General features: G+C 57.3%; 23 protein-coding genes. 6 read left to right on the forward strand and 17 right to left on the reverse strand.

Annotated elements, in window-relative coordinates; translation table 11 throughout:
* Positions 1-26: 26 nt before the first annotated feature.
* The 3 genes from ptsP to BUB44_RS04915 form a co-directional block, all read right to left on the reverse strand.
* Positions 27-1754, reverse strand: coding sequence for a phosphoenolpyruvate--protein phosphotransferase (gene ptsP / locus BUB44_RS04905; protein ID WP_073163636.1), 1728 nt, complete (start codon positions 1752-1754; stop codon positions 27-29).
* Positions 1755-1954: 200 nt separating this feature from the next.
* A complete protein-coding gene (locus BUB44_RS04910; protein WP_310794963.1) occupies positions 1955-2356 on the reverse strand; it encodes a hypothetical protein in 402 nt (133 codons plus the stop codon).
* A gap of 62 nt (positions 2357-2418) precedes the next feature.
* Complete coding sequence (locus BUB44_RS04915; RefSeq protein ID WP_073163637.1) at positions 2419-3117, reverse strand: zinc dependent phospholipase C family protein; 699 nt, start codon at positions 3115-3117, stop codon at positions 2419-2421.
* A 398-nt stretch (positions 3118-3515) separates the two neighbouring features.
* Here BUB44_RS04915 and BUB44_RS04920 point away from each other — a divergent pair, with 398 nt between their 5' ends.
* On the forward strand, positions 3516-3764 hold the full coding sequence (locus BUB44_RS04920) for a hypothetical protein (RefSeq protein ID WP_073163639.1): 249 nt from the start codon (positions 3516-3518) through the stop codon (positions 3762-3764).
* Between the two features lie 137 nt (positions 3765-3901).
* Here BUB44_RS04920 and BUB44_RS04925 read toward each other — a convergent pair whose 3' ends face one another.
* Complete coding sequence (locus tag BUB44_RS04925; protein ID WP_242655852.1) at positions 3902-4723, reverse strand: DNA adenine methylase; 822 nt, start codon at positions 4721-4723, stop codon at positions 3902-3904.
* 334 nt (positions 4724-5057) lie between these two features.
* Entirely contained in the window at positions 5058-5789 is a 732-nt protein-coding gene (locus BUB44_RS04935) for a polysaccharide deacetylase family protein (protein WP_073163644.1), read from the reverse strand.
* A gap of 116 nt (positions 5790-5905) precedes the next feature.
* On the opposite strand from BUB44_RS04935, the gene BUB44_RS04940 reads away from it, so the two are divergent.
* From BUB44_RS04940 to BUB44_RS04950, 4 genes are all read left to right on the forward strand, one after another.
* On the forward strand, positions 5906-6151 hold the full coding sequence (locus BUB44_RS04940) for a hypothetical protein (protein ID WP_073163645.1): 246 nt from the start codon (positions 5906-5908) through the stop codon (positions 6149-6151).
* A 303-nt stretch (positions 6152-6454) separates the two neighbouring features.
* Positions 6455-6919, forward strand: a complete 465-nt coding sequence (locus BUB44_RS15760; RefSeq protein ID WP_242655853.1) for a hypothetical protein — start codon at positions 6455-6457, stop codon at positions 6917-6919.
* A gap of 128 nt (positions 6920-7047) precedes the next feature.
* On the forward strand, positions 7048-8196 hold the full coding sequence (locus BUB44_RS04945; protein WP_242655854.1) for a radical SAM/SPASM domain-containing protein: 1149 nt from the start codon (positions 7048-7050) through the stop codon (positions 8194-8196).
* Between the two features lie 81 nt (positions 8197-8277).
* Positions 8278-9681 carry a B12-binding domain-containing radical SAM protein gene (locus tag BUB44_RS04950; RefSeq protein WP_073163647.1) on the forward strand — a complete coding sequence of 468 codons (1404 nt, stop codon included), beginning with the start codon at positions 8278-8280 and terminating at the stop codon, positions 9679-9681.
* 13 nt (positions 9682-9694) lie between these two features.
* Here the strand turns inward: BUB44_RS04950 and BUB44_RS04955 are convergent, their stop codons facing one another.
* Positions 9695-10321 (reverse strand): DUF1614 domain-containing protein, encoded by a 627-nt coding sequence (locus tag BUB44_RS04955; protein WP_114362089.1) that lies wholly within the window; start codon positions 10319-10321, stop codon positions 9695-9697.
* A 279-nt stretch (positions 10322-10600) separates the two neighbouring features.
* On the opposite strand from BUB44_RS04955, the gene BUB44_RS04960 reads away from it, so the two are divergent.
* Positions 10601-11116: a response regulator gene (locus BUB44_RS04960; RefSeq protein ID WP_131821580.1), complete on the forward strand. Its 516-nt coding sequence runs from the start codon at positions 10601-10603 to the stop codon at positions 11114-11116.
* Positions 11117-11209: 93 nt separating this feature from the next.
* Here BUB44_RS04960 and BUB44_RS04965 read toward each other — a convergent pair whose 3' ends face one another.
* From BUB44_RS04965 to BUB44_RS05015, 11 genes are all read right to left on the reverse strand, one after another.
* Complete coding sequence (locus BUB44_RS04965; RefSeq protein WP_073163652.1) at positions 11210-12421, reverse strand: argininosuccinate synthase; 1212 nt, start codon at positions 12419-12421, stop codon at positions 11210-11212.
* A gap of 133 nt (positions 12422-12554) precedes the next feature.
* On the reverse strand, positions 12555-12734 hold the full coding sequence (locus BUB44_RS04970; protein ID WP_073163654.1) for a hypothetical protein: 180 nt from the start codon (positions 12732-12734) through the stop codon (positions 12555-12557).
* 1 nt (position 12735) lies between these two features.
* The gene (gene argF / locus BUB44_RS04975; RefSeq protein WP_073163656.1) at positions 12736-13671 is read right to left on the reverse strand and encodes an ornithine carbamoyltransferase; all 936 of its coding nucleotides are present in this window, start codon (positions 13669-13671) and stop codon (positions 12736-12738) included.
* Between the two features lie 110 nt (positions 13672-13781).
* Positions 13782-17027, reverse strand: a complete 3246-nt coding sequence (gene carB, locus BUB44_RS04980; protein WP_073163658.1) for a carbamoyl-phosphate synthase large subunit — start codon at positions 17025-17027, stop codon at positions 13782-13784.
* Positions 17028-17081: 54 nt separating this feature from the next.
* On the reverse strand, positions 17082-18278 hold the full coding sequence (locus BUB44_RS04985; RefSeq protein ID WP_114362085.1) for an acetylornithine transaminase: 1197 nt from the start codon (positions 18276-18278) through the stop codon (positions 17082-17084).
* 15 nt (positions 18279-18293) lie between these two features.
* Positions 18294-19181, reverse strand: a complete 888-nt coding sequence (gene argB / locus BUB44_RS04990; protein WP_073163660.1) for an acetylglutamate kinase — start codon at positions 19179-19181, stop codon at positions 18294-18296.
* Positions 19182-19269: 88 nt separating this feature from the next.
* Positions 19270-20484, reverse strand: a complete 1215-nt coding sequence (gene argJ, locus BUB44_RS04995) for a bifunctional glutamate N-acetyltransferase/amino-acid acetyltransferase ArgJ (protein ID WP_083543099.1) — start codon at positions 20482-20484, stop codon at positions 19270-19272.
* Positions 20485-20708: 224 nt separating this feature from the next.
* The gene (argC, locus tag BUB44_RS05000; RefSeq protein ID WP_073163698.1) at positions 20709-21752 is read right to left on the reverse strand and encodes an N-acetyl-gamma-glutamyl-phosphate reductase; all 1044 of its coding nucleotides are present in this window, start codon (positions 21750-21752) and stop codon (positions 20709-20711) included.
* 487 nt (positions 21753-22239) lie between these two features.
* A complete protein-coding gene (locus tag BUB44_RS05005; protein ID WP_073163662.1) occupies positions 22240-23541 on the reverse strand; it encodes an MFS transporter in 1302 nt (433 codons plus the stop codon).
* Between the two features lie 215 nt (positions 23542-23756).
* Positions 23757-24596 (reverse strand): methyl-accepting chemotaxis protein, encoded by an 840-nt coding sequence (locus BUB44_RS05010; RefSeq protein ID WP_073163663.1) that lies wholly within the window; start codon positions 24594-24596, stop codon positions 23757-23759.
* A 139-nt stretch (positions 24597-24735) separates the two neighbouring features.
* Positions 24736-25152: a Zn-ribbon domain-containing OB-fold protein gene (locus tag BUB44_RS05015; protein ID WP_073163665.1), complete on the reverse strand. Its 417-nt coding sequence runs from the start codon at positions 25150-25152 to the stop codon at positions 24736-24738.
* Positions 25153-25158 lie beyond the last annotated feature (6 nt).

A 25158-nucleotide genomic window follows, 5' to 3' on the forward strand; every position in this document is an offset into this window, starting at 1 on the left:
TCCTTATCCATTGTAACCAAATAAAGCTAAAAATACAAGCGGCGGCTTTTCATCTCCTGCTCCAAATATCGACGAACCTCTTCCGGTCCGGATAACTGCAGGGTCCGCAGGGCCACTTCCCGGGCTTCCTTTAAGGTAACTGCCCGGATAACCTTTTTAATTTCCGGCAGAGCCCCTGCGGCAGCGCTGAACTGGTTCAGCCCCAGGCCTAAAAGGAGCAGGGTAGCCAGCGGTTCTCCGGCCATTTCGCCGCACATGGCCACTTTCTTACGGGCATTGCGGGCCACGTCAATAACATTTTTCACCAGCCGGAGGATGGCGGGGTGCAGGACCTGGTTCAAGGGATTAATGCCGGCGCTGGCCCGGTCCACCGCCAGGGTGTATTGAACCAGATCATTGGTGCCTATGCTGTAAAAGTCAACTTCGGGAGCAAACAGCTCGGCCGTCAGGGCTGCCGAGGGCACTTCCACCAGCAGGCCCACTTCAATATCGGGGTCGAAATTTTTCCCGGCCCTCAGCAGTTCTTCCTGGGCCTGGCGCATCATGGACTTGACCCGGCGCAGATCCTCAACCCGGGAAATCAGGGGAAACATCACTTTTACCCGGCCGAAGGCGCTGGCCCGCAGGATTGCCTTGATCTGGGTATTGAAAATTTCCTCGAAGTTCAAATTCAACCGGATACCCCGGCAGCCCAAAAAGGGATTGGGTTCATAGTGCATGGGCTGGAAAAAGGGACTTGAAGGGCCGGCATAATCGAGGGTACGGATGACCACCGGCCTGCCCCGCATTCTCTGTACCACCTGGACGTAGAATTCAAACTGCTCATCCTCCCCGGGCATGGTATCCCGTCCCAGGAAAAGATGTTCGGTACGAAACAACCCGATTCCTTCCGCCCCCTGGGCCAGGGCGCTGGCCACCTCCCCGGGATGATCGATATTGGCCAGGAGTTGAACCCGGTAACCATCCCTGGTTTCTGCCGGCAGATCGGAAAGCATCTGCATTTCCTTTTTGCAGGCCAGGTAAGTCTCCCGCCGGTGCTGGTACTCGGCCAGCGTGGCCGGGTCCGGGTTGAGGATGACCGTACCTTTGCTGCCGTCAACTATGAGCAGATCACCATTATGGACCCGGTGCACAAAACGCCCCAGGCCCACCACCGCAGGTATTTCCAGGGACCGGGCCAGAATGCAGGCCGTACAGGTTCGCCCGCCCCTTTCAATGGCCAGGCCCAGGATGCGGGAACGGTCAAGCTGCATACTGTCCGGAGCGCTCAAGTCCCGGGCCACCACTATGGATTCCTCTTTCAGGCGCGGCACCGGTGTCCAGGACTGTCCGAGCAAAATACGCAGCAGGCGGCACCCTACATCCCTGTAGTCGGCCGCCCGCTCACGCAGGTATTCGTCTCCTGAATCCTCAAACATCCGGACATAGTTGGTCACCACTTCGCCCACGGCACCTTCCACGTTGACACCCGAACGAACGATGCTGATCAGTTCCGATTCAAAGGTGGCGTCTTCCAGAATCATCAGCTGGGCGTGAAAGGTACCCGCCCGGTCCCGGCCCAGGTCCGACATGGCCCGGGCATAAATCCCGGCCAGCTCCTGGTGGGCCTGCTGGAGGGCGTGCTGCAGCCGCACCAGTTCCCGGCTGACCTCTTCCGGTGAAATGGTTTTTCGCTCAAATTCCAGCTGCTCCGGGCGAAAGATGAAGGCCCTGCCAATAGCAATCCCCGGCGCCCCGGCAATTCCTTTTAACATGCGCATTACCCCCCCTGAAAAATTTCCTGAGAACAAAAATGACCAGCTCTTGCTGGTACCTTAATATGACGACAGCTGCTACTTCTAGTATATTTATTTTTAACTTCGACGTGACTCATTTCTTTCCTGCTTTTTGAACAGCCGGAAAACAATAAAATGGCGGGAGGCCTGTTCCTCCCGCCACAGGTTTTACCCGTCGCTCAAACCCGGGCTCCGTGTTTTTTAAGTATTTCCACGGCCTCCTGCACCCTGTCCTCCCCGGTAACAACCGTCAGCAGAAAAGCGCTCCCCCCGGCCAGTCCGTAATCGCAGGCAGCCATACCGCTTACCGAGGGGTCGGCCGCCCTGAGGACCCGGGAATCACTTTCAGTTAACCCGGTGCCGGTGGAAAAAAGGGTCAGCCCGGTAATGGAATCCGCCCGGCCGGCCAGGGGATAATTAATTTCGGCATTATCCTCCACCCCGAAACGGGATACGCGGTCCAGGGTGAGGGTATCATAACCGGCGGACTTTAACTCCTCCATAGCCCGCCGTGCGCTGGTGCTGGAGGGAAAGTAGGCCAGGATGGAGCGTTCCCCGGGGGAAAGCTGCATTACCATCATCACCCCTGCCTTCTTTCTCCTTATTATAACCTTCCGGGCAGGGGAAAATGCGGTCCCGGCAGTTAGCCCTTCTGGATATGCCGGTAAAAAAATAGCAAAAACCCGGCTGTGGAACGCTGGGCCCGGGGAAGCAGGACACCTGTAGCCTCGTGGTAACTTTCTTCACCGGAGCTGGCCCTGACCAGGGGGTAGTATTCCCTGGCCACCCAGGCATTGGCAGCCACCCATTCCTCGGGTGTATGGCCCAGGTGATAAAGACCCCCGGAGTTAACCCGGTAATAGTGTTTTCGCCCCTTGACCCACTTCTCATAGTCCAGGTGGCCGTCAAAGAGCTGACAGCAAGCGTGATGGGGTACACAGGCATCCTGCACCAGGTGCACGGCCGCACCAAGCATGAACAACGCCTTGCGGTATTTACCCCGGTGCCAGAAAAATAAGGCCCGGTCAAAATACTGCCTGCATTTCTGGGCGGCATTTCCCCACGCCCATACCCCAACCCCCCGTCGGGGATCAAAATGGTGGGTGGTGCTGCGCAGCCCCCGGTCAGCCCAGGTAACTCCCGCATCCAGCTGGGTAGCAAACCGGCCAATCAACCGGGCACAATCCCGGTATCCGTCATGGTAGAGGATAATCCGCCCCTGCTCATTACAAAAAACATGGGTATCGCTGGCCCCCAGCACCTGCAGCGGAAGGTGCAGGGAAGACAGGTAACGGGAGGCAGCAGCCACCGGATGGGCCCACCTGGCAACATGAACTTTCATTTCCACACCCCGTTTAATTTCTTGAAGGAAATAACCGGATAACCCTGTTGATATTCTCCATAAACAGGTAAAACACCTTTTAACTTTATAATTAGGTATTATGGTCAATTACAATTTTTATGTCAATACCGTAAACTTTGAGATATTTTTCACAAATAAGCTTGCCTTTTCATACTTATATGTTAAAATTATATTAAGATAATTCCCCCGCCCGGTATGTTCCCGTTCACGGAACAGGGAAAGTTAACACGGGGAACACCGCCGGATGCATTGTAATAAGGCTAACATTTCACAATTACCGCAAAACAGCCAATTAAGGCCGTTAAGGACAGGAGAATTCCTTTTTTGGCAGGAAGGCGTATGATCAAAGCAGAGGACCCCGTTGGAGGTGGCACCCCATGGCACTTATGCAACATCTGCATCATTTTACCGGAGCTGGTATTAAGGCCACCCCGGTGCCGGGCACAAACAAGTACCATATTCAATTTCAGGACGGCAGCAGCGTTTATGTAAATGAACGGGTTTTTTTCCGCCTCCTGAATTCCGAAGAAAATACGGAGAACGTCATCAGGATCCTGCGGGAGCAAACCCACCCCCCGAACTACCCGGAACGCTATCAGAACATCCTCCGGGCAACCCGGCGCTGAAAGGGCGCCGGTTTTTCACACTACTCAATTGAACCACTTACAGGAAATTTCGTCAAGAAGAAATCATGTCGAATGGTGATGAACCGGCAGGGTGTTCTTTTTATACCTGCCATCGACCCGTCCGGCAGGTCAAACCGTCAGCTGAAATTGCGGATTACCAGCTCCGGCACCGGCCCACGCTTATCGGCCCGGCAGTTGATAGCCCTCCTGGCGTAAACCACCTGTATGTTATAGTCCTTGTAAAGCTCGCGGATGAAAGGCGTATCCGAGTTGCTCAACATGACCAGGCAGCCCCTCTCATCCAGCTCCCGGAATACCTCCGCCAGGCGCCGCTGGTCATCTTCCCCAAATGCAGCGGGGGTATAGCTGGTGAAGCTGGCCGTTGCCGAAAGCGGGTGATAGGGGGGGTCCAGGTAGACGAAAGCTCCCGGTTCGGCGCAGTCCAGGACCAGGCTGAAGTCGCCGCAGATTAATTCCGCTTTCTTCAGGGCCCCGCTCACCAGGCGCAGGTTCGGCTCATCCACTATTTTCGGGTTCCTGTAACGCCCGAAGGGCACGTTGTGCTGCCCCCGGCTGTTCATCCGCCACAGTCCGTTGTAGCCCGTCTTGTTCAGGTAGAGAAATCTCGAGGCCCTGGCCACAGGGCCCATCCGGTGGGGATCAAGGGCGCGGACGCGGTAGTAATATTCGGCGGTGTTTTCATGTTTCCTCAAGTCCTGCAGGAGAGCATCCAGCTCGTCCCGCACAACCCGGTAAAAATTAATTAAATCCTCATTGCTGTCAATCAATACCGCCCTGGGGGGCAGCAGGTGGAAGAAAACCGCCCCCCCGCCTGCAAAAGGCTCAACGTACTGGCCGAACTCCCTTTTGGGAAACAGAGGCTCGAACTGGGGTATGAGCTGGGATTTTCCACCCGCCCACTTGACGGGTGGCCTGGGCTTTTCTTTCCCCGCATGCACAACCATTCCCCCTGAAGGAAATCAATCGACTGGTGCCGCCAACACGCGCAAATCACGCTCCCGGCCCCTGCGGCTACGGGCCATTCCGCCCCCCGGCCATGCCGTTTCCGGAAGGCTTTCTGCTGCCCGCCCGGCTCTTTAACCCACGGATACCCTGTACAGCCTTCACCGCCCATTCGCGTAACCCGGGCGCTCCGTCAAAACTTTGGGGTCCATTAACCCTGGCTCTGAGGAAAATTCGCCATCCTTCCGCCTGTCTCCTGCCTGTTCGTTTAACCCGCTCAACAAGCCGCACCCCGGGCGTCCTGATCATGAAACTGTGGCTTTAAAAAATTTATGTGGGAATCTTTCCACCCTGGCCGCTTTCCAGAAGTTCCGTCAGCGTTACAAATTTATAGCCTCTGGCGGTAAGTACACGCAGGATTTCTTCCAGGGCCAGTACTGTTTGAGTGCGATTGCCGCCGTGATCATGCAGCAGGACAATATCTCCATTTCCGGCGCCGTTTATCACACGCCAGGCAATTTCCCGTGCCCCGGGATCAGTATAATCCCGGGGATCCATGTCCGCCGTCCAGAGAACCACCCGGTAACCCCTGGCCATCACCGCCCGCAGCAGCGCTGCATTATAAAACCCGAAAGGCGGCCGGAAGTAAACCGGGCGGTAACCGGTAGCCTTCACAATCAGTTCTTCCGAGCGTTTCAGGTCTCTCAAGGTGGCATACAGAGGTTGACCGGTCAGAAGTACGTGCCGGTAACCATGCAGGCCAATTTCATGGCCGGCCGCTATTTCCTGGCGCACCAGATGGGGGTACTGCCGTACGTTCAGTCCCAGCACAAAAAAGGTGGTCCGGGCATTGTACTTATCCAGGACTGCCAGAATTCTAGCAGTATAGAGGGGATCGGGACCATCATCAAAGGTAAGGGCAATTAACTTTTCGCTGGTTGTTACATGTCTGATCACCGCCTGCCCTTCATAACTTTCGATAACTTCCCACTCTTTTATCACCAGGACTATCAGGAAAACGATGGCCGGTAAAATCAGGAGAGCGAGTCTTTTTCTGATCATTAATACTTCACCCGCTGAAAGAATGCACGGTAATGTTATTGTATAAATGCTATTGTACATACGGAGTGTTTTACTTAAACTAAAAAAGGGCTGGAAATTTAATCTGGGAGAGAGAAGTGCCGGCAAAAAGTATTACAAAAAAAGCCGGGGCCGCCCCGAAGCGGCTGGCGGTACTGCTCCGGTGCGGAACACCTGTATGCCAGTTTAAAGAAAAATACGGCCCCCGCTGGGAACCGCGCTACCTGATTTATCCCCATCCCCTGCTCCTGCCCAAAATTGCCATGGCCGTGGTCACGGCCAACGCCGGGGGCAGCCTGTGGAGCTACGTGCAGGCCTGGCGGGAAAAGCGCCGGCTGGCGTGATCCAACCAAAAGAGCCGCCGGACTTGAAGTGAAAATTACCTGCTTTACAACCTGCCTCAACCTGGTATATGGTTCCGGATCCCCGTCATTCAGGACGGACAAAAAGGGAGTGACCCGCCCCAGTCTCCGGGGGCGGGCCACCGGGATTTCACCAGAATTGTGCCGGAGTGAACCTCCCCCGGGACAAGCCCGGGGGCTTCGTCCCGAAGGTTCCTCATGTCATCGGAATGCTGCCTGCTAAAGCGCAGGTCTTACGCTTTCCTCGTGAGCTACATCCCGGCATTTGCCGGGAAGGCCCGGTCCATGGGCGTCTACTACTTCGCCATTTGGCTACGTAGATACGTGCTTACTTCAAAGCACCAGTCTCTTTCGGGAATCAGTTTTACGCAGCGGCCCATTGACCCGCTGCAACCCCATACTGATTGTCAAAGAGCACAGGAATATTATACCACGGAAACAGATGTTTGTGAAGTATTTATCGCCCTACCGGGCGATGCCTCTTTCATCCTACGGCACAAGGCCGTAGGTTTTCAGAGGCAATTTTCTATAAAATTGGCCGGGTTAAAAATTTCCCGGAGGGTAACTATATTCCTGAAATGCTGTTCGGAGGTTCCTTATGGTTTTTTGTACCACTATTATAAAATGAAAGGAGATAAGAAAATGGCAACCACTCTTTTCCAAACGAAAAGCCGGGTGGCAGCGCAGCTATTATCCCGCACTATCGCTTACCTGGAAAAAGATCCGGAAGCGAATTTTCCAGGCTTTTAAATTTCGTCAAGACCATTACCCTGCTGGAAAAGCATAAAGAGCAAATCGAGCAACTGGCCAGGGTATACAGGGAGAACGCGGCCGTCAGTTGCTATGTCAACCGCCTGCTGCGCGAGGTTCATCCGCATGTGAAAAAGCGGCTCATCCTCAACTGGTTTATCCACCAAATTCTTCTGGGCTCTTTTTTGCGGGAGAGTAAGGCGGCAGCACTGGGAGTGCACGTTCCGGATTTCCTGCTGGTTGATCCCACCAGCGCCTGCAATTTAAACTGCCGTGGGTGCTGGGCAGGCAGGTACTCTCCCCGGAATTCCCTCTCTTTTGAAAGGCTGGATAAACTTTTTAGCGAAGCCAAAGAGCTGGGTATATACTGGATTGTTCTTTCCGGCGGGGAGCCCCTGGTCTACCCGCGCCTTTTCGAGCTAATGGCCAGACACAGCGACATGGCTTTTATGGCTTACACCAACGGGACGCTTATCGACGAAAAGACGGCCGGCCGGATTATTGAAGTGGGCAATTTCTCCCCGGCGATCAGCCTGGAGGGGTGGCAGGAAACCACGGATGCCCGCCGGGGTGCCGGTACTTTTGCCAGAGTTATGCACACCATGGACCTCCTGCGCGCCCGGGGTACAGTTTTCGGAGCTTCCCTGACCATTACCCGCTATAACGTGCAGGAGGTGACCAGCGACGAATTCATTGATTTCCTCATTGAGCGGGGAGTCGCTTACGTCTGGACCTTCCACTATATTCCGATCGGGCGTAATCCTGACGTAAAATTGATGATTACGCCGGAACAGAGGGCGTACCTGGCCAGGCGCATTCCCTACCTGCGTACCCATAAGCCCATACAGATTGCTGACTTCTGGAACGACGGGGAACTGGTCGAAGGATGCATAGCCGGCGGGCGGAAGTATATCCATATTAATGCTCAGGGTGAGGTAGAACCCTGCGCCTTCGTGCATTTTGCCGTTGACAATATAAACGAAAAAAGCCTGCTGGAGGTGCTGAATTCCCCCCTCTTCGAGGCCTACCAGAAGCGGCAGCCTTTTCACTGCAACCATTTACGGCCATGTCCCATTATCGATAATCCCCGGGCACTCCGGGAAATTGTGCAGGAGTCGGGTGCCCACCCCACCCACGAAGGTGCCGAAACCGTGCTGGAGGGAGTGGTGGCTGCCTACCTGGATGACCTTTCGCGCGCCTGGGGAGAACTGGCCGATGAAATCTGGGCCGAACGCCAGAAGGTGAACGGAAAGACACTGGTAGACGCAGCGGGGTAGGCCGGTGGTTGAAACCGGGTTCGTTACCCGGGCGGCCCGGGCAGGAAGATTATTCCGGAGTAAAAGGGGAGGTTATGCACAATGCGGGTGTTGCTGATTCAGCCGCGGCCCAGAGGGGGGCTGGGTTACAAAAGTTTGATTGCAGTGGAGCCCCTGGGACTGGAAATTGTCGGGGCCGCGTTAAAGGATCATTCCGTCCGCCTCCTGGACGTGCTGGCCGGAGAGAATATTACCGCCGCCGTTCAAGATTTCCGGCCGGAAGCGGTGGGAATTAACTGCTCCTTCACCGTGGACGTTTACCAGACCTTACGCATTGCCGGGGAGGTGAAAGCCGCCAGGAAAAATACCTTTGTTTTTGTGGGCGGCCATCACGCTTCTTTGAGGCCCGAGGATTTTGACCACCCGGCGGTGGATGCGGTGGTGGTTGGGGAAGGTGAGACAACGGCACCCGAATTGATAGCCACCCTGGAGGGTCAGGGGGACCCAACCCGGGTGGCCGGCCTCGTCCTGAATACAGAGGAAGGCCAGTTCTTTACCGGCGAGCGGCCGCTTTTGCAGTCGCTCGATGAGGTGCCACCGGCGGACCGGGAGCTTACCGGCAGATACAGAAACCAGTATTACCTGGGAACGCGCCGCCCCTTTGTTACACTGGAGACTTCGCGGGGGTGTCCCCACCGCTGTAATTTCTGCAGTATCTGGCGCTTTTACCGGGGCAGGGTGCGGAGTATGAGCCCGGAAAGGGTGGTGGAGGAAATCAGGTTCCTGCCCCCGGGGGACGTACTTTTTACCGATGATAATTTCCTGGCCGATGTACGCCGCGCCGGGAAGATTGCCGAATTGTTGAAAGGCCGTGGTATTCCCAGGCGCAGGTATATTATCCAGGCCAGGAGCGATACCGTGGTGAGGCACCCCGAGATCATCCGGCAGTGGAAGGATATCGGCCTGGACGGGGTTTTCATTGGCTTTGAGAAGATCGATGAGGAAGGGATGAAGCAGGTCAACAAGCAAAACAGCGTCAAAAATAACGAGAAGGCACTGGGTATCCTGGATGCACTGGGAATTAATGTCTACGCCTCCTTTATTGTGGACCCGGATTTCAGTCCTGTGGATTTTCAGAAGTTGTTTCATTACGTCAGAAAGCTGAAGATCCGGCAGCCGCAGTTCACCATCCTGACCCCGCTGCCCGGAACCGAGCTTTTTGAGCGCTTCAAAAATAAATTAACCACCACCAATTATGAGTTTTTCGACCTCCTGCACGCTGTCGTGCCCACGCGGCTCCCCCTGCCCCAGTTTTACAGGGAATTTACCACCCTTTACCGGCGTGTTTATCTGCGCCCCGGCTATTTCTTCGGTACTTTAAAGTGGCTTCTGCTGAAGCTTGTAACCGGCGGGCTCTCCCTGGAGCACCTGCAAAAACTGGTACACGGGGCAAAAATGATGGGGAGCTGCCAGGCCTACCTGGAAAACCAGATGGCCCGGGTTTAAGTTACAGGTAAAACTAGGCCAGCAGGGCGGCTACCACTCCTACCAGAAAAATACCGTCAAATACCCCTGCCCCACCTATGCTCAGGACGTGCCCGCCCAGCTCCCTGAGCCGGTGCAGGTTCAGGAGGTCGGCTCCGATAAGAGTGCCCCAGACGCCGGCAATGTAAGCCACCGGGGCGGCATTCTCGCCGGCCAGAAGAATGGCTGCTGCTGCAGCCACCAGCGGGGGGATGAAGGCGGGCAGGGAAATGCCGACCCCCGGCACGGGGCGGGCCAGGACCCTGGCCACCGCGGTTACTATGAGTGTTGCCGCCAGCGCAGGCCACAGGGGGGTGCGTTCCAGAAGGTAAAGGCTGAAAAGGACGGGAATAACCGCACCCCCTGCGTTAACAGCAATTATTTGCTCGCGCACCCGGGGCGGGTAATAAAAAAGAAAAGGAAAGAAAAGCCTCTCTTCCTCGACCACAAATTTCCGGCGGGACACAGGAATGTTAATAACGCCACCTATGAGGGAGAGGCTGAACAGCAAAACGGCTCCCTCCGGCGACAACCCCAGCCTGGTAAAAGAAAAGGTTGCTACCTGAAAGAAGAGGACGAAAATTAAAAAGGGGAAAAGTAAAAGCAGGAAGACAAACCACATTAACGGCACCGCCAGCACCTGCTTTCCGTATAAGATAGTTATACAGGATATGTTTAACCTTTAAAATGCCCGGATCCTTCCCGGCCGATTAAATTTTTTCTTTGATTACCGGGAGGATTTTATAAAATTTAAAAGAAATATCAAATATCGCTTTCAGCAGCTGGTTAAAAGACGGAACTATTTTAAACTTTAAAAATTACCTGTCTGAAAATGAACCAAAGTGGTGCCTGCTGGCTTGCCGGAGACGCTGCGGGCGGGATGGCAGGGCAGGTATGAAATTTGCGACTATATGTGAACGCTCCAACTATCACAAAGCAATTCCAGAGAAAGCGGCTGGTTCAACCCCGGCTGGACCGGGGGGTCGGCGCCGGCCGGGGGAAAGGGGGAGAGTTAATGGCGCTGGTACTGGTGGTGGATGATGAGGAAATTATCTGCAATCTGCTGGCCGAGGTGTTCAGGAATGCCGGGTACCGGGTTCGGACGGCGTACGGGGGCAGGGAAGCCATGGATTTAATTTTTCAGGAGTCTCCCGATGTGGTGCTCCTGGACGTGCACCTTCCGGATGCCAATGGCATGAAATTGCTGGAGCGGATTTGCCAGTACGACCGTCACCTGCCGGTGATTTTGATGTCTGCGGCGGGGACTGCCGAGATGGCCGCCCGGGCCGTAAAGGCCGGTGCTTTTGACTTCCTGTGCAAACCCTTTAATCTGCAAAAACTTCTCCGGGTAATAGAAAAGGCTCTGGAGTTCCGGCAGGCGGGGGCGGTGGAAGGGGCTTCTTTGCAGTCCGTCTGAGAGCATGAGCCGCCTGCAGCAAAGGCTCCCGCAACCCTCCACCCCCGCCGGGCATGATTTCGGACACGGGACTGAACCCGATGCCCGGTAAAATCAAGGTTTGCGGAGCCCCGCCCTCTTCTCCATCAAAGCGCGTACCTTTAAGGGCAGGCCGAAAAGGTTTATAAACCCGGCAGCGTCGGCCTGGTTGTATATTTCGTCCCGGCTGAAGGTGGCCAGCTCCGGATCGTAAAGCGAATAAGGCGAACTGACCCCGGCAGGTGTGCAGTTGCCCTTGTAGAGCTTCATGCGCACCGTGCCCGTTACCGTGCGCTGGGTCACCTCCACAAAGGCATCCAGGGCCTCCCGTAAAGGAGAGAACCACACGCCGTCATACACCAGCTCGGCATAGCGGGCGGCCACCAGTTCTTTGAAATGCATGGTCATCCGGTCGAGACAGATACTTTCCAGCTCCCGGTGGGCCAGATAGAGGATGGTGCCGCCGGGAGTTTCGTACACGCCGCGGGACTTCATACCCACCAGGCGGTTCTCCACCATATCCACCACGCCTATGCCGTTAGCACCTCCCAGGGCATTTAACCTTTCCAGCAATGCCACCGGATCCAGGGTCTCCCCGTTTAACTTCCTGGGAATACCCTTCTCGAAATAAATTTCCACGTAAGATGGACGGTCCGGGGCTTTTTCCGGAGGTGTGGTCAGCAAAAGCACATCTTCGGGCGGCTCCTTGGCCGGATCTTCCAGGTCCCCTCCTTCATGGCTCAGGTGCCAGATATTGCGGTCCATACTGTAAGGCTGTTCCCGGGTCACGGGAACGGGGATCCCCCGGGCCCGGGCATAGTCCATGGCATCCTCCCGGGAACGGATGTCCCACTCCCGCCAGGGAGCGATGATTTTAAGGTCGGGGTTGAGGGCCTTCACCGACAGCTCGAAGCGCACCTGGTCGTTTCCCTTGCCGGTGGCACCGTGGGCCACGGCCTCCGCCCCTTCCCTTTCAGCCACCTCCACCAGCTTTTTGGCAATCAAGGGGCGGGCCATGGAGGTACCCAGAAGATACTTGCCCTCGTATATGGCCCCCGCCCGCAGGGTGGGGAAAATATATTCTTCCACAAATTCCCGTTTTACGTCCTCAATGTAGATCTTGCTGGCACCGCTCTTCAGGGCCTTTTCTTCCAGGGGGGCCAGTTCCTCCCCCTGCCCCAGGTCGGCCACCATGGCAATGACTTCGTAACCGTAATTTTCTTTGAGCCAGGGAATGATGATGGAGGTATCCAGCCCCCCCGAATAGGCAAGCACCACTTTTTTCATAAGGTTATTAACGCTCCTCCTTCGAAATAATTCTTTCACATCTCGCCAAGTTTGGCATCTGCTCGGCTCAATGTCGCTCGCTTCCGTGCAAAACGGCAGCCGCTTTCATCCTCTGGCGATGACGCTGAAAGCGTCATGAACGTCTCCTCAGCCATAACAGGTACATGACAGCCCAGCCCAGGGTTACACCTGTAAACCAGGCGCCCAGGTGCATGGGCAGGTGAACAGGATTCTGCTTGATGAAATCCAGGAGTACGATACCTGCACCCCCTGCCAGGGCCAGGACAAGCGATACGCGCGTAATCCGGAACATATCACGCCATTAACAGGGCCAGCACGGCTTTCTGGGCATGCAGGCGGTTTTCCGCCTCGTCCCAGACCGCCGAGTGGGGGCCATCAATGATTTCCGCCGTCACCTCTTCTCCCCTGTGGGCCGGCAGGCAGTGGAGGAAAATGAAGTCCGGGCTGGCATGGCGTACCAGTTCTCCATTGACCTGGTAGGGAGCGAAGACCTTTTTCCGCAGCTCGCTTTCCTGCTCCTGCCCCATGCTGGCCCACACGTCGGTGACCACCACGTCAGCTCCCGTCACCGCCGCCACCGGGTCGGTAAGGATTTCAATGCGGCTGCCGGTTGAAATAGCATCTTCCCTGGCCGCCCGCACAATTTCCTCCCTGGGCTGGTAGCCGGGTGGCGAGGCCACGCTGATGTTTATACCCGTTTTGGCACAGCCGAAAAGCAGGGAATGGCAGACGTTATTGCCGTCCCCCACGTAGGCCAGCTTCAGGCCGGCCAGCCTGCCCTTGTACTCCCGGATAGTTTGCAAATCGGCCAGGACCTGGCACGGGTGCAGCAGGTCGGTCAGGCCGTTGATCACCGGAATATCGGCGTAGCGGGCCAGTTCTTCCACATCCGCCTGGGCGTAGGTACGGATCATAATTCCGTCCAGGTAGCGGGAAAGCACCCGGGCGGTATCGGCAATTGATTCCCCCCGCCCCAGCTGCAGATCGCCGGCATTGAGGTACAGGGCGTACCCTCCCAGCTGGTACATGGCCACCTCAAAGGAAACCCGGGTGCGGGTGGAAGATTTTTGAAAGATCATGCCCAGGGTCTTTCCGGTCAGGTAAGGATGGGGAATACCCCTTTTTTGTTTGGACTTCAGTTCATCGGCCAGATCCAGGATGGTGATGATTTCATCCGGCGTAAAATCATGCAGGGAGAGAAGATCCCGCCCCTTAAAATTCTCCTTCATGTGTGTTACCCCTTCCTTTACAGTTCAAAATGATCCAGACCCGCACCAAACACCACCCAACCCGTCGTTAACCCGGGACCACTGCAGCCGCCGGCAACCGGGCAAATCGCTCAGGGCAGGGCCTCCCTTTTCCCCACCAGCATTCCCGCGGTAAATTCCCGCACGCTTACCGGAGCCGGCTCCTCCCCCTGGTTTAAATTCTGCAGCACCGCCACCAGGGCCCGGGCCGTATCCAGGGAGGTCAGGCAGGGCACCCGGTACTCGGCGGCAGTACGGCGCAGGCGGAAACCCGGCCGGGCGGGATGCTTGCCCCGGGTGGGGGTGTTGATCACCAGGCTCACCGCTCCAGAGCGCACCAGGTTGATCCCGTCCTCCACTTCCTGTACCGGGAGACCGGCGGCGGCAAGGGCTCTGGCCGTGCCCCTGGTGGCGTAGAGCGGGTAACCCAGGGCGGCGTACTGGCGGATCACGGGTAAAGCCTCGACTTTATCCCGGTCGGCCAGGGAAACCAGGATCGCCTTCGCTGCAGGATGTTCATTTACTCCGGCCGGAACGGGACTCAGGCCGGCGGCTGTCATGGCTTTATAAAGTGCTCCGGGGAAGGTACGATCCACCCCCATGACCTCCCCGGTGGACTTCATCTCCGGCCCCAGGGAAATTTCCACTTCACCCAGCTTCTCAAGGGAAAAGACCGGTGCCTTCACCGCTACGAAATCCGAAATTCTGCCCAGGCCCGACCCGTATCCCTGTTCGGCCAGCCTCCTGCCCAGCATGGCCCGGGTGGCCACCTGCACCATGGGCACAGCCGTCACCTTGCTCAAAATGGGAACGGTACGGGAAGCCCGGGGGTTAACTTCCAGGACAAAGATGCCCTCCCTGGCCACCACATACTGGATATTCAGCAACCCGCAAACCTTCAGCGCCCGGCCAATCTGGAGGGTGTAATCAACCACCTGTTCAACCTGGGCGGGGGTGAGGTTCCGGGGCGGGTACACGGCCATACTGTCACCCGAGTGCACCCCGGCCCGCTCGATATGCTCCATAATACCGGGGATGAGTATATTTTTCCCGTCCCCTATACCGTCAATCTCCACTTCCCGGCCCCGGATATACTTGTCGATGAGCACCGGGTGGCGCGGCGAAACCTGCACCGCCGTTTCCATATATTTCAGCAGTTCGGGGGTATTATGGACAATTTCCATGGCCCTCCCGCCCAGCACGTAGGAGGGCCGCACCAGAACCGGATAGCCCAGCCTTTCCGCGATCTGCCGGGCCTGCTCCACGGTAAAGGCAGTACCCCCCTCGGTCTGGGGAATGCCCAGGCGGGCCAGCAGGGCGCTGAATTTTTCCCGGTCCTCGGCAGCGTCAATGGATTCCACCGGCGTACCCAGCACCCTCACCCCCCGGGCAGCCAGTTCCCCGGCCAGGTTGATTGCCGTCTGGCCGCCGAACTGGACGATTACGCCCAGGGGGTTTTCCTTCTCCACCACGTTGAGCACGTCTTCTAAGGTGAGGGGTTCAAAATACAGGCGGTCGGCGGTGTCGAAATCGGTGCTCACCGTCTCCGGGTTGTTGTTAATGATGATGGCCTCCACCCCTTCGGCCTGCAGACCCCATACGGAATGGACCGAGCAGTAGTCAAATTCAATACCCTGGCCGATACGGATGGGCCCCGAACCCAGCACGATCACCCCGGGACGGGAGGATACCGGAACCTCATCCACAGCATCGTAGGTGGAATAGTAATACGGGGTGGCGGCCTCAAATTCCGCGGCACAGGTATCCACCATTTTGTAGGCCGGGATAATGCCGAGCTCCTTCCGCAGCGCCCGCACCCGGTCAAAGCCCAGGCCGGTCAAACGGCCGATGTGGCTGTCGGCAAAGCCGCAGGCTTTGGCCCGGCGCAGCAAATCGGGAGAGGGGTTGTCGCGCGCCGCCCGCAGTTCCCCTTCCAGCACCACGATATTCTTTATTTTCTCCAGGAAAAAATAGTCTATGGCTGTAAGCTGAAAAATCTCCCGCATGGCCCAGGCCCGCCGGAAAGCCTCGGCAATGGCAAACAGGCGCAGGTCATTGGGCCGGGAGAGCAGTTGCTGCAGTTCCATTTCGCTCCAGCTTCCCGACCCCTTCCACTGCAGGCTGTCCACACCGATTTCCAGGGAACGCACCGCCTTGAGCAGGGCTCCTTCAAAGGTGCGGTCAATGGCCATCACCTCGCCGGTGGCCTTCATCTGGGTACCCAGAGTGCGGTCGGCGCTGCTGAATTTATCAAAGGGCCAGCGGGGGATTTTAACCACCACATAGTCCAGGGCCGGCTCGAAACAGGCGCAGGTCTTGCCCGTCACCGGGTTGGTAATCTCATCCAGCCTCAGGCCAATGGCTATCTTGGCCGCCGTGCGGGCAATGGGATAGCCGGTGGCTTTGGAAGCCAGGGCGCTGGAGCGGCTCACCCGGGGGTTGACCTCAATCACGTAATAGCGGAAGCTTTCCGGGTCCAGGGCAAACTGGACGTTGCAACCCCCTTCCACCTTCAAGGCCCGGATGATTTTCAGGGCGGCGGAGCGCAGCAGCTGGTACTCCTTGTCGGCCAGGGTCTGGGAAGGTGCCACCACGATGCTGTCCCCGGTATGAATACCTATGGGGTCAATATTTTCCATATTGCAGATGGTTATACAGTTATCGGCCCCGTCCCGCATCACTTCGTATTCTATTTCCTTCCATCCGGCCACGCTCTTTTCCAGGAGCACCTGGCCGATGGGGCTCATGGTCAGCCCCCGGTGAACGATGGCCGCCAGCTCCTGCGGGCCCGAAGCCATACCGCCTCCAGTTCCGCCCAGGGTGTAGGCGGGGCGAACGATCAGGGGATAACCGGCTTCCCGGGCAAACTCCAGAGCCTGCTCCACACTGGTAACCGTGGTGCTGGGGGGTACCGGCTCGCCGATGGCCAGCATGGTTTCCTTGAACAGCTCCCGGTCTTCGGCCCGGCGGATGCTGTCCAGGGAGGTGCCCAGCAGTTCCACGCCGAACCTCTCCAGCACCCCCTGCCGGGCCAGTTCCACGGCCAGGTTCAACCCCGTCTGCCCGCCCAGGGTGGGCAGTAAGCCCTGCGGCCGCTCCCGCTCGATTATGCGGGCCACAGTCTGCCAGGTGAGGGGTTCGATGTAGATCTGGTCGGCCATATGGCTGTCGGTCATGATGGTGGCCGGGTTGGAATTCACCAGCACCACCTGAACCCCTTCCTCTTTCAGGGCCCGGCAGGCCTGGGTGCCGGCATAATCGAACTCCGCGGCCTGGCCGATAATAATGGGGCCGGAACCGATGACCAGCACTTTGTTAATGTCCTTTCGCCTGGGCATTGGGTATCCTCCTGCTGCAAAAGTGACTGCTTCATGTAACCTGGTTCACTCAATTTACTGTTTCATCTCGGCCAGGACGCCGGCCAGGATTTCCACCGCCTCATCCACCTCGGCCTCGCCAATGATCAGGGGAGGAATAAAGCGCAGAATGTGGTTATCCACACAGTTAATTAATAAACCGCGCTCCTGGCACCTGCCAACGATCTCTTTGCCCTCGATGGACAATTCCATACCCAGCATCAGCCCCAGGCCGCGCACCTCCCTGACAAAAGAAAACCGGCCGGCCAGCTCCAGGAGGCGGTCTTTCAGATAAGCACCCACCCGGGCGGCATTTTCAATGACGCCCTCATTGAGCAGGCATTTCACGGCCGCCAGCCCGGCCGCACAGGCCAGGGGGTTGCCTCCGAAGGTGGAGGCGTGGTCGCCGGGGCTGAAGGCGGCGGCCACTTTTTCCTTCGCCACCATGGCCCCGATGGGAAATCCGCCACCCAGGGCTTTGGCCAGGGTAAAAATGTCCGGCTCCACGCCGTAATGCTGGTAGGCCAGGAACCTGCCCGTACGACCCAGGCCGCACTGCACTTCGTCGAAGATCAGCAGGGCATTGTAGCGGTCACAGAGTTCCCGGGCGGCCTTTAAAAATTCGGGCGTGGCCACGTTTACCCCGCCCTCGCCCTGCACCGGCTCCAGGAGCACCGCACAGGTGCCGGGGTTTACGGCCCGGGAAAGGGCCTCCACATCATTGAAGGGAACGTATTTAAACCCCGCCGGAAGGGGCTCAAACCCCTTCTGATACTTGGACTGGGCCGTGGCAGTGATGGCGGCCAGGGTACGCCCGTGGAAGGATTTCAGGGCGGTGATGATTTCATACTTTTCCTGCCCGCCGTGGATTTTCCCGTACTTCCGGGCCAGCTTGATGGCCGCCTCGTTGGCCTCGGCACCGCTGTTGCAGAAAAACACCCGGTCGCCGCAGGAATTTTCCACCAGCAGCCGGGCCAGCCTGGCCTGGGTTTCAATGTAATAGAGGTTGGACACATGCATTAATTTCCGGACCTGTGAGGTTATGGCTTCCACCACCGCCGGATGGCAGTGGCCCAGGGAGCAAACGGCCAGCCCGGCCACAAAATCAAGGTACTCCTTCCCTTCCGCATCCCAGACCCTCGCCCCCTGTCCCCTCACCAGGGCCAGGGGCAGGCGCCCGTAAGTTTGCATCACATACCTGCTGGTGAGCTCCATAATTTCTGCACCCGTCACTTTTATCCCCTCCTGCTAACGGACCACCATGGTGCCGATGCCTTTATCCGTGAACACTTCCAGCAAAATGGAGTGGGCCACCCGCCCGTCCAGAATATGGGTGGTATTGACTCCCCCGTAAAGGGCCCGGGTGCAGCATTCCACCTTGGGGATCATACCCCCGTCGATAATGCCCCGGGCTATCAAATCGGGTACATCGTCCGCCCGGATCACCGAGAGAAGGGAATCCCTGTTTTCCCGGTCCTCCAGGATACCTTCCACGTCGGTGAGGATAATCAACTTGTCAGCCCCCAGCGCTGCCGCCAGCTCCCCGGCAACGGTATCGGCATTGACGTTGTAGCTCTCCCCTTCAGGGCCCACCGCTACGGGGGCTACCACAGGAATGTAGCCTTCATGGATCAGCGTCTGGACAATGGCCGGGTTAACCTTTTTCACCTGCCCCACGCAGCCAATGTCCACCATCTCCACCTTCCCATCGGGCTGATATACCTTGCCCGGCATCTTCACCGCCTGAAGCAGGCAGGCGTCCTTGCCGGAAAGGCCCACCGCCTTGCCGCCAATGCGGTTGATCAGGGAAACGATTTCCTTGTTCAGCTTGCCCGCCAGAACCATCTCCACTATTTCCATGGTTTCCTCGTCGGTAACCCGCAGGCCGCTGACAAAACGGGACTCAATGCCCAGCTTCTGGAGCATGGCCGTGATTTCCGGCCCCCCGCCGTGAACAACCACCGGATGCATGCCCACATACTTCATCAAAACCACATCGGTAAGTACGGCCATTTTCAGCCCGCAGTCCGTCATGGCGTGGCCGCCGTACTTGATCACCACGGTCTTGCCGTAGAACTTCTTTATATAGGGCAGGGCCTCCACCAGGATGGCCGCCTTCTCCTGTGCGCTGAGCAAGCGGATACCTCCCCCGTATATTATTATTAATCTATCAATAGTTACAGCTCAAAAAAAGCAGTTATGCCACATCCATTTTGCCAAACCGTTATGTCCGGTAGCTGGCATTAATATTCACATACTCACCGGTCAGATCGCAGCCCCAGGCCGTGGCCTCACATTCTCCCGACTTTAAATCCACCAGCACCCGCACCTCGCGGCCCGCCAGCGCAGCCGAGGCTGCTTCTTCATCAAAGGGCAGGGCCATCCCGTCCCTGGCCACCATTACGTCACCCAGATATATATCCACCCGAGCGGGGTCAAACTGCGCCCCCGAATAGCCAACGGCGCAGATAACCCGGCCCCAGTTGGCATCCCGGCCGTAAACGGCTGTTTTAACCAGGTTGGAAGCTACCACCGCCCGGGCAGCCAGGCGGGCATCTTTCTCACTGGCGGCATTGATTACTTTTACTTCCAGCAGCTTTGTCGCCCCTTCACCATCCCTGGCCACCGCCCGGGCCAGCCGGCTGCAAACCTCGGTAAGGGCATCCCGGAAGAGGTAATAATCTTCGTTTTCGGCGGCAATTTCCGGATTGCCGGCCAATCCGTTGGCCAGCACCAGAACCATATCATTGGTGCTGGTATCCCCGTCGACACTGATCATATTAAAGCTGCGGTCCACCGCGTAGCGCAGCATCTCCTGCAGGCAGGATGGGGATACCGCCGCATCGGTGCTAATAAAGCAGAGCATCGTGGCCATCCGGGGATGAATCATCCCGGAACCCTTGGCCATGCCCCCGATGGTCACCGTGTGCCCGCCGAGGGTGAGGGAAAGGGCCGCTTCTTTGGGCTCGGTATCGGTGGTCATAATGGCCTCGGCGGCAGCCGCACCTCCGCCGGGGCTCAATTCCCGGGCCGCAGCGGCAATACCCGGCAAAACGCGGTCCATGGGCATGGGCTGGCCGATGACGCCGGTGGAAGCCACCAGCACATCCTCTTCAGGAATATTCAATACCCGGGCCGCTTCCTGCGCCATGGCCCGGGCATCCCTTATACCCTGCTCCCCGTTACAGGTATTGGCATTGCCGCTGTTTACCACCACCGCCCTGGCGTACCCCCTGGCTACCCGCTCCATGGTGACTATCACCGGGGCCCCCTTTACCCTGTTGGTGGTAAACACCCCGGCGGCCCGGGCCGGAACCTCGGAAAAAATTAATGCCACATCGCGCTTCCCCTTGTATTTTATTCCGGCAGCCACCCCCGCGGCCAGGAAACCCCGCGGGGCCGTGATGCCACCGCTTTTTTCTTCCCATGTTCTGGACAAGCCGGTATTCCTCCTTATCCATCCTAAAGATAGCACTTGCCTGCCGCTTGCATACGCTCGCTCCGTTCGACTCGCAGGCCAAACTATCGCTACCCTCGGGCTACGGCGGGGTTCCCGGCATCCATACCCTCAGCCCCGCCTCCGCCCTCGCATTCGCTGAGTTTGGCATCTGCCCGGCTCAATGTCGCTCGCTCATGTGCAAACGGCAGTCATTTTTACCTTTGTTACGGATATACCCCCGGGCCGTAAAGCCCCGTATCTTCCGCCAGACCGAACATTATATTCATATTCTGCACTGCCTGGCCGGCAGCCCCTTTAATCAGGTTGTCGATGGCGGAAATAATTACCACCCGGCCGGTACGCCGGTCAACCACCAGGCCGATATCACAGTGGTTGGAACCGGCCACCATTTTGGTCACCGGCAGCATGCCCGCGGGCAACACCCGGATAAACTTCTCCTCCCGGTAAAATTCCCGGTAGAGGGCCAGAATCTCCTCCGTGCTTTTCTGCCCGGCCAGCCGGGCGTAAATGGTACTCAGGATGCCCCGGATCATGGGGGTCAGGTGGGGAGTAAAGGAAACCAGTACCTCCCTGCCGGCCAGGGCGCTCAACTCCTGTTCAATTTCAGGGGTATGGCGGTGCGCGGCCACCCCGTAGGCCTTGATGCTCTCGTTAACCTCACAGTAATGGGTGTTCAGGGACAACCCCCGCCCGGCCCCGGAAACGCCGGACTTGGAATCAATGATAATGGAGCCTGTATCGATCAGCCCTTCTTTCAGCAGGGGAGCCAGGGCCAGGATCACGCTGGTGGGGTAGCAGCCCGGATTGGCCACCAGCCGGGCGGAACGGATTTTTCCCCGGTGAATTTCCGGCAACCCGTACACCGCTTGAGGTAACAGCTCCGCGGCCGTGTGCTCCACCTTATACCATTCCTGATAGACTGCAGGGTCGTGGAGACGGAAATCCGCACCCAGATCCACCAGGGCTTTTCCCCTGCCAACGACTTCCCGGGCCACGGCCATGGCATGGCCATGGGGCAGGGCCGTAAATATTACATCGCTTCTCTCCACCAGGGCCGGCAAATCCTGCTCCTCGCAGACCAGATCCACATACCCGTAAAGGTGGGGGTAAACCTCCCAGAAAGCTTTGCCGGCATAACTCTGGGTGGTCAACCCCACCAGCTCCACCTGCGGGTGGGCATTTAACAATCTGACCAGTTCGGCACCGGCATAGCCGGTGGCCCCGATAATGCTTGCTTTTACAACCATAGCCGCCAGGTGCAACCCGGGTCTTCCGGGTTTCCGGCACCCCCAACTCCTTTCTCTCCAGGTAATACTTATAATTATACAATCGGTTGCATAAAAATACAATCTTAAAGCATGAAAAAAATAACCCGCATACAGGTATTTAATCCGCCAGGTTCCTTAACGGACATGAGCTGCTTACTAGAAGTAAGCAGTCACAGATTGTTGACAAACTCTTTATGTGCCCTGGTTTTAGAGGAGGAGCGACCTGGAGTGAGCGCTGCCGGGCCAGGCCCGTGCCGCGGACAGGATGTCCGCGGAGGCCACCTGAACACAGGAGGTGTGAATGTGGCCGGTACCCGCCGAAGACCGGAGCCGGGGCCTTAAGGCCCGGCCAGCGATACGACCGGGAGCGACGACTAAAACCAGGGCACACCCCAGGTGTACTTTGTCGAGACGACTCGATAGCCATAAGCTGCTTACTAAGCAGCTTGATGGAAAAGAAAGGTTATTAACTTTGTGCGCCCCACGGGAAGCGCCGGGTGAGGAACAGGGCCAGCAGGAGCCCCGCCACCGCCAGGATGTTGAGGGCGTGAAATACGGCCGGTACGCCCAGGTGGTCGGCCAGCACTCCCAGCAGGGTCACTCCCACCCCGCCCATGCCGACGCCAAAGCCAATGGTAAAACCGCTGGCCAGTCCCTTACGATGGGGCATAAGCTGTTGACCGAGAACGATGGTGGTGGAAAAGGTGCTGATCAGGGCCATCCCGATGAGGGCCAGCAACACCAGGGCACCCGGGCCGCCACCGGCATGGAGGAAAAGATAGATGAGCGGAATAAGCAGGGCCATGGAACCGGCCATCACCCGGGGAGCTCCCAGAACGTCCGTCAACGGGCCGCCCAGCAGGGTACCAAAGGCCCCCGCCAGCAGGAAGACCGAAACAAAATATCCGGCCAGGTGCACATCACCGTGCAGGTAGTCGGTATAGTAAAGGGGCACATAAGTATAGAGCCCGGCGTGCAGCCAGGAACGAAAAATGATGTACACAAGAAGTACGGTAAAGGCCAGTATGGTTCCCCTGTCCCATCTCGCACCGGTAACCGGGGAGATGGCCGGGTTTTTCCCGGCAGCGGCCCCGGCCCCTTCTCTCCCCTGCACCGCATTCCCCGCAACCTTCTTTACATTTTCCTGCAGGGAATTAAGACGCGGCCAGAAGAACACCAGCAAAACCGCAGTAAAAAGGCCGGGAAGGGCAAAATAAACCGTGGCCTCCGGGCCGCCCAGGGTCAAAAGCCAGGCCATGAACAAAGAGCCAAGGCCAAAACCAAGGTTGCCGCCTACGGAAAATACGGCCATGCCGCTTCCCTTGCGGGTACCGCTGGCCAGGTTGGCCGTCCGGGACCCTTCCGGGTGGTATGCCGCCACACCAAGGCTGGAAACGGCCACCGCCAGGAAAAGAAGGGAATACCAGGGCAAACGCCCGGTAATGGACAGCCCCGCACCGGCCACCAGGCAGCCCAGCGGCAGAAGCCAGCGGGCCGGGTGCCGGTCCGCTAAATAACCGAAAACGGGTTGAATAACTGATGAAGCCACATTGGACAAAAGAACCAGAAGGCTGGTCTGGGCGTAAGACAGGGCAAAGGCCTGCTTTAATACCGGCAGCAATGCGGGCAGGGCACCCTGGGCCATATCGGTTACCAGGTGTCCCCAGGACAGGAGCAACAGCACGCTCCCGGCCGGCTTTTCCCGCCGAGATGATTCTTCCGCCGCCAGTTTTGCGCATTTCTCCGTCTCCATCTTTGTCAAAGACAAGTCTTCCACCTCCAGCTAGTACCGGCAATCCTTCCGTGCAGGCATCATATGATGGGCTCATACCATTAAGGTTTATCTTACCCCCAATCCCGTTTTTGTGCAAAGTCAAAAAGGGGACAAAATTAAATTAACATGTTAATCATCAGGTTGTTGCAGTGTTTTTTAAAGGTTTTCAGGGGTAAAAAAAACCGGCCCGTGCCGGATCCGGTGAGAATTCACTCTATCAACCTGGCCACTGCCTGTACCAGGTCGTCAGCAATGGGGTTCAGTTCCTGGATGGCACTGTTGATCTGCTGGGTGGAAGCCGCCTGTTCCTGCGAAACGGAGGCAATCTGCTGCACGTGCTCATTAAATGTTTCTATATGAGCTTTTATCCGGTCCAGCTTCATGGTAATATCCTGTGCCGAAGAACGGGTGCGGGCGGCCAGCTTGCGGATTTCCCCGGCCACAACATTAAAGCCGCGTCCTGCCTCCCCAGCCCGGGCGGCTTCAATGGCGGCATTAAGACCCAGGAGATGGGTCTGGGTAGCCACTTCGATGATCAGGCTGATTATATTGTTCATTTCCCCGATATCCTTGCGTACTTTTTCGGCATTATCGGCCAGTCCCGCCGAGATGGCGGCCAGCTGCCCGGCTGCCTCAGCCAGCCGGGAGGCACCACCGGCAACCAGCTCCACTGAAGATTTCATCTTCTTCGTAAGTTCCTGCAGCTTCTCTTCAAGATACATTGCCCGGCCCATAATCAGGGCTCCCACCACCTGGCCGTTCTCCTTGATCGGCACGCCAACACCTCTGTACCCCGCCGTACCCACCCCGGCAACGCTGGCCGGGATGGTCACCACCACCCGCCGGCCGCTGTTGATTACGGCATGGGCAATAGTGTTCGGCTTGATGGGATCGCCGGGCTTAATGGGAAGCCTTTGACCTTTATGGGCACTGTAGTATACATACTCATTCCGGGTGCAAACGGCAAAGCCGACATATTCATCGGTCAATTCCTCCAAATACGGCACCATGGACAGAACCTTTTCAATCTCGGGGCTGTATTCCGGCATTAATTTTCACCTCGCTATTCTAAACCGGCAGCTGCCGGAGATTTGCCGGCATTTAGCCAGCTTTTTAAATTACTCATCAATATAAAAATCACAGCCGGTTTCCCGAACTGTGACTCCAATCCAAAAACAGCACGGCACCTCAAGCCGGCCTGAATTTAAATCCATAGCGGATGACGCCTTCTTCTTCATAAATTTTCCTGAATACGGCCCTGACCGGCATACCGATGGTAATTCCTGCTGGCGGGGGATCCACCAGCTGGGCGATAACCCTGGGACCCTCCTCCAGCTCCACCACCACCACCGGGTAACTGCCCTGGCAGTGCGCCTGCTCCGCAAATTCAGGCGGAGCCCCACCACCGGCAATAATGGTGTAGGAATAAACAGTCCCCCTGCCGCTTAAAGTTACCTCTTCAAACTCAAAACCGGCATTACAATATTTACAAACAGCCTTGGGTGGAAAATTAACCTTCCCGCACTTCAGGCAGCGCTGGCCCACCAGGCGGTAACGCTGGGGAACTGCCCGCTGGTACATGGGGATGGAAATATGGGCGCCCATACAATC

The organism is Desulfofundulus australicus DSM 11792 (assembly GCF_900129285.1).
Classification (GTDB): Bacteria; Bacillota; Desulfotomaculia; order Desulfotomaculales; family Desulfovirgulaceae; genus Desulfofundulus; species Desulfofundulus australicus.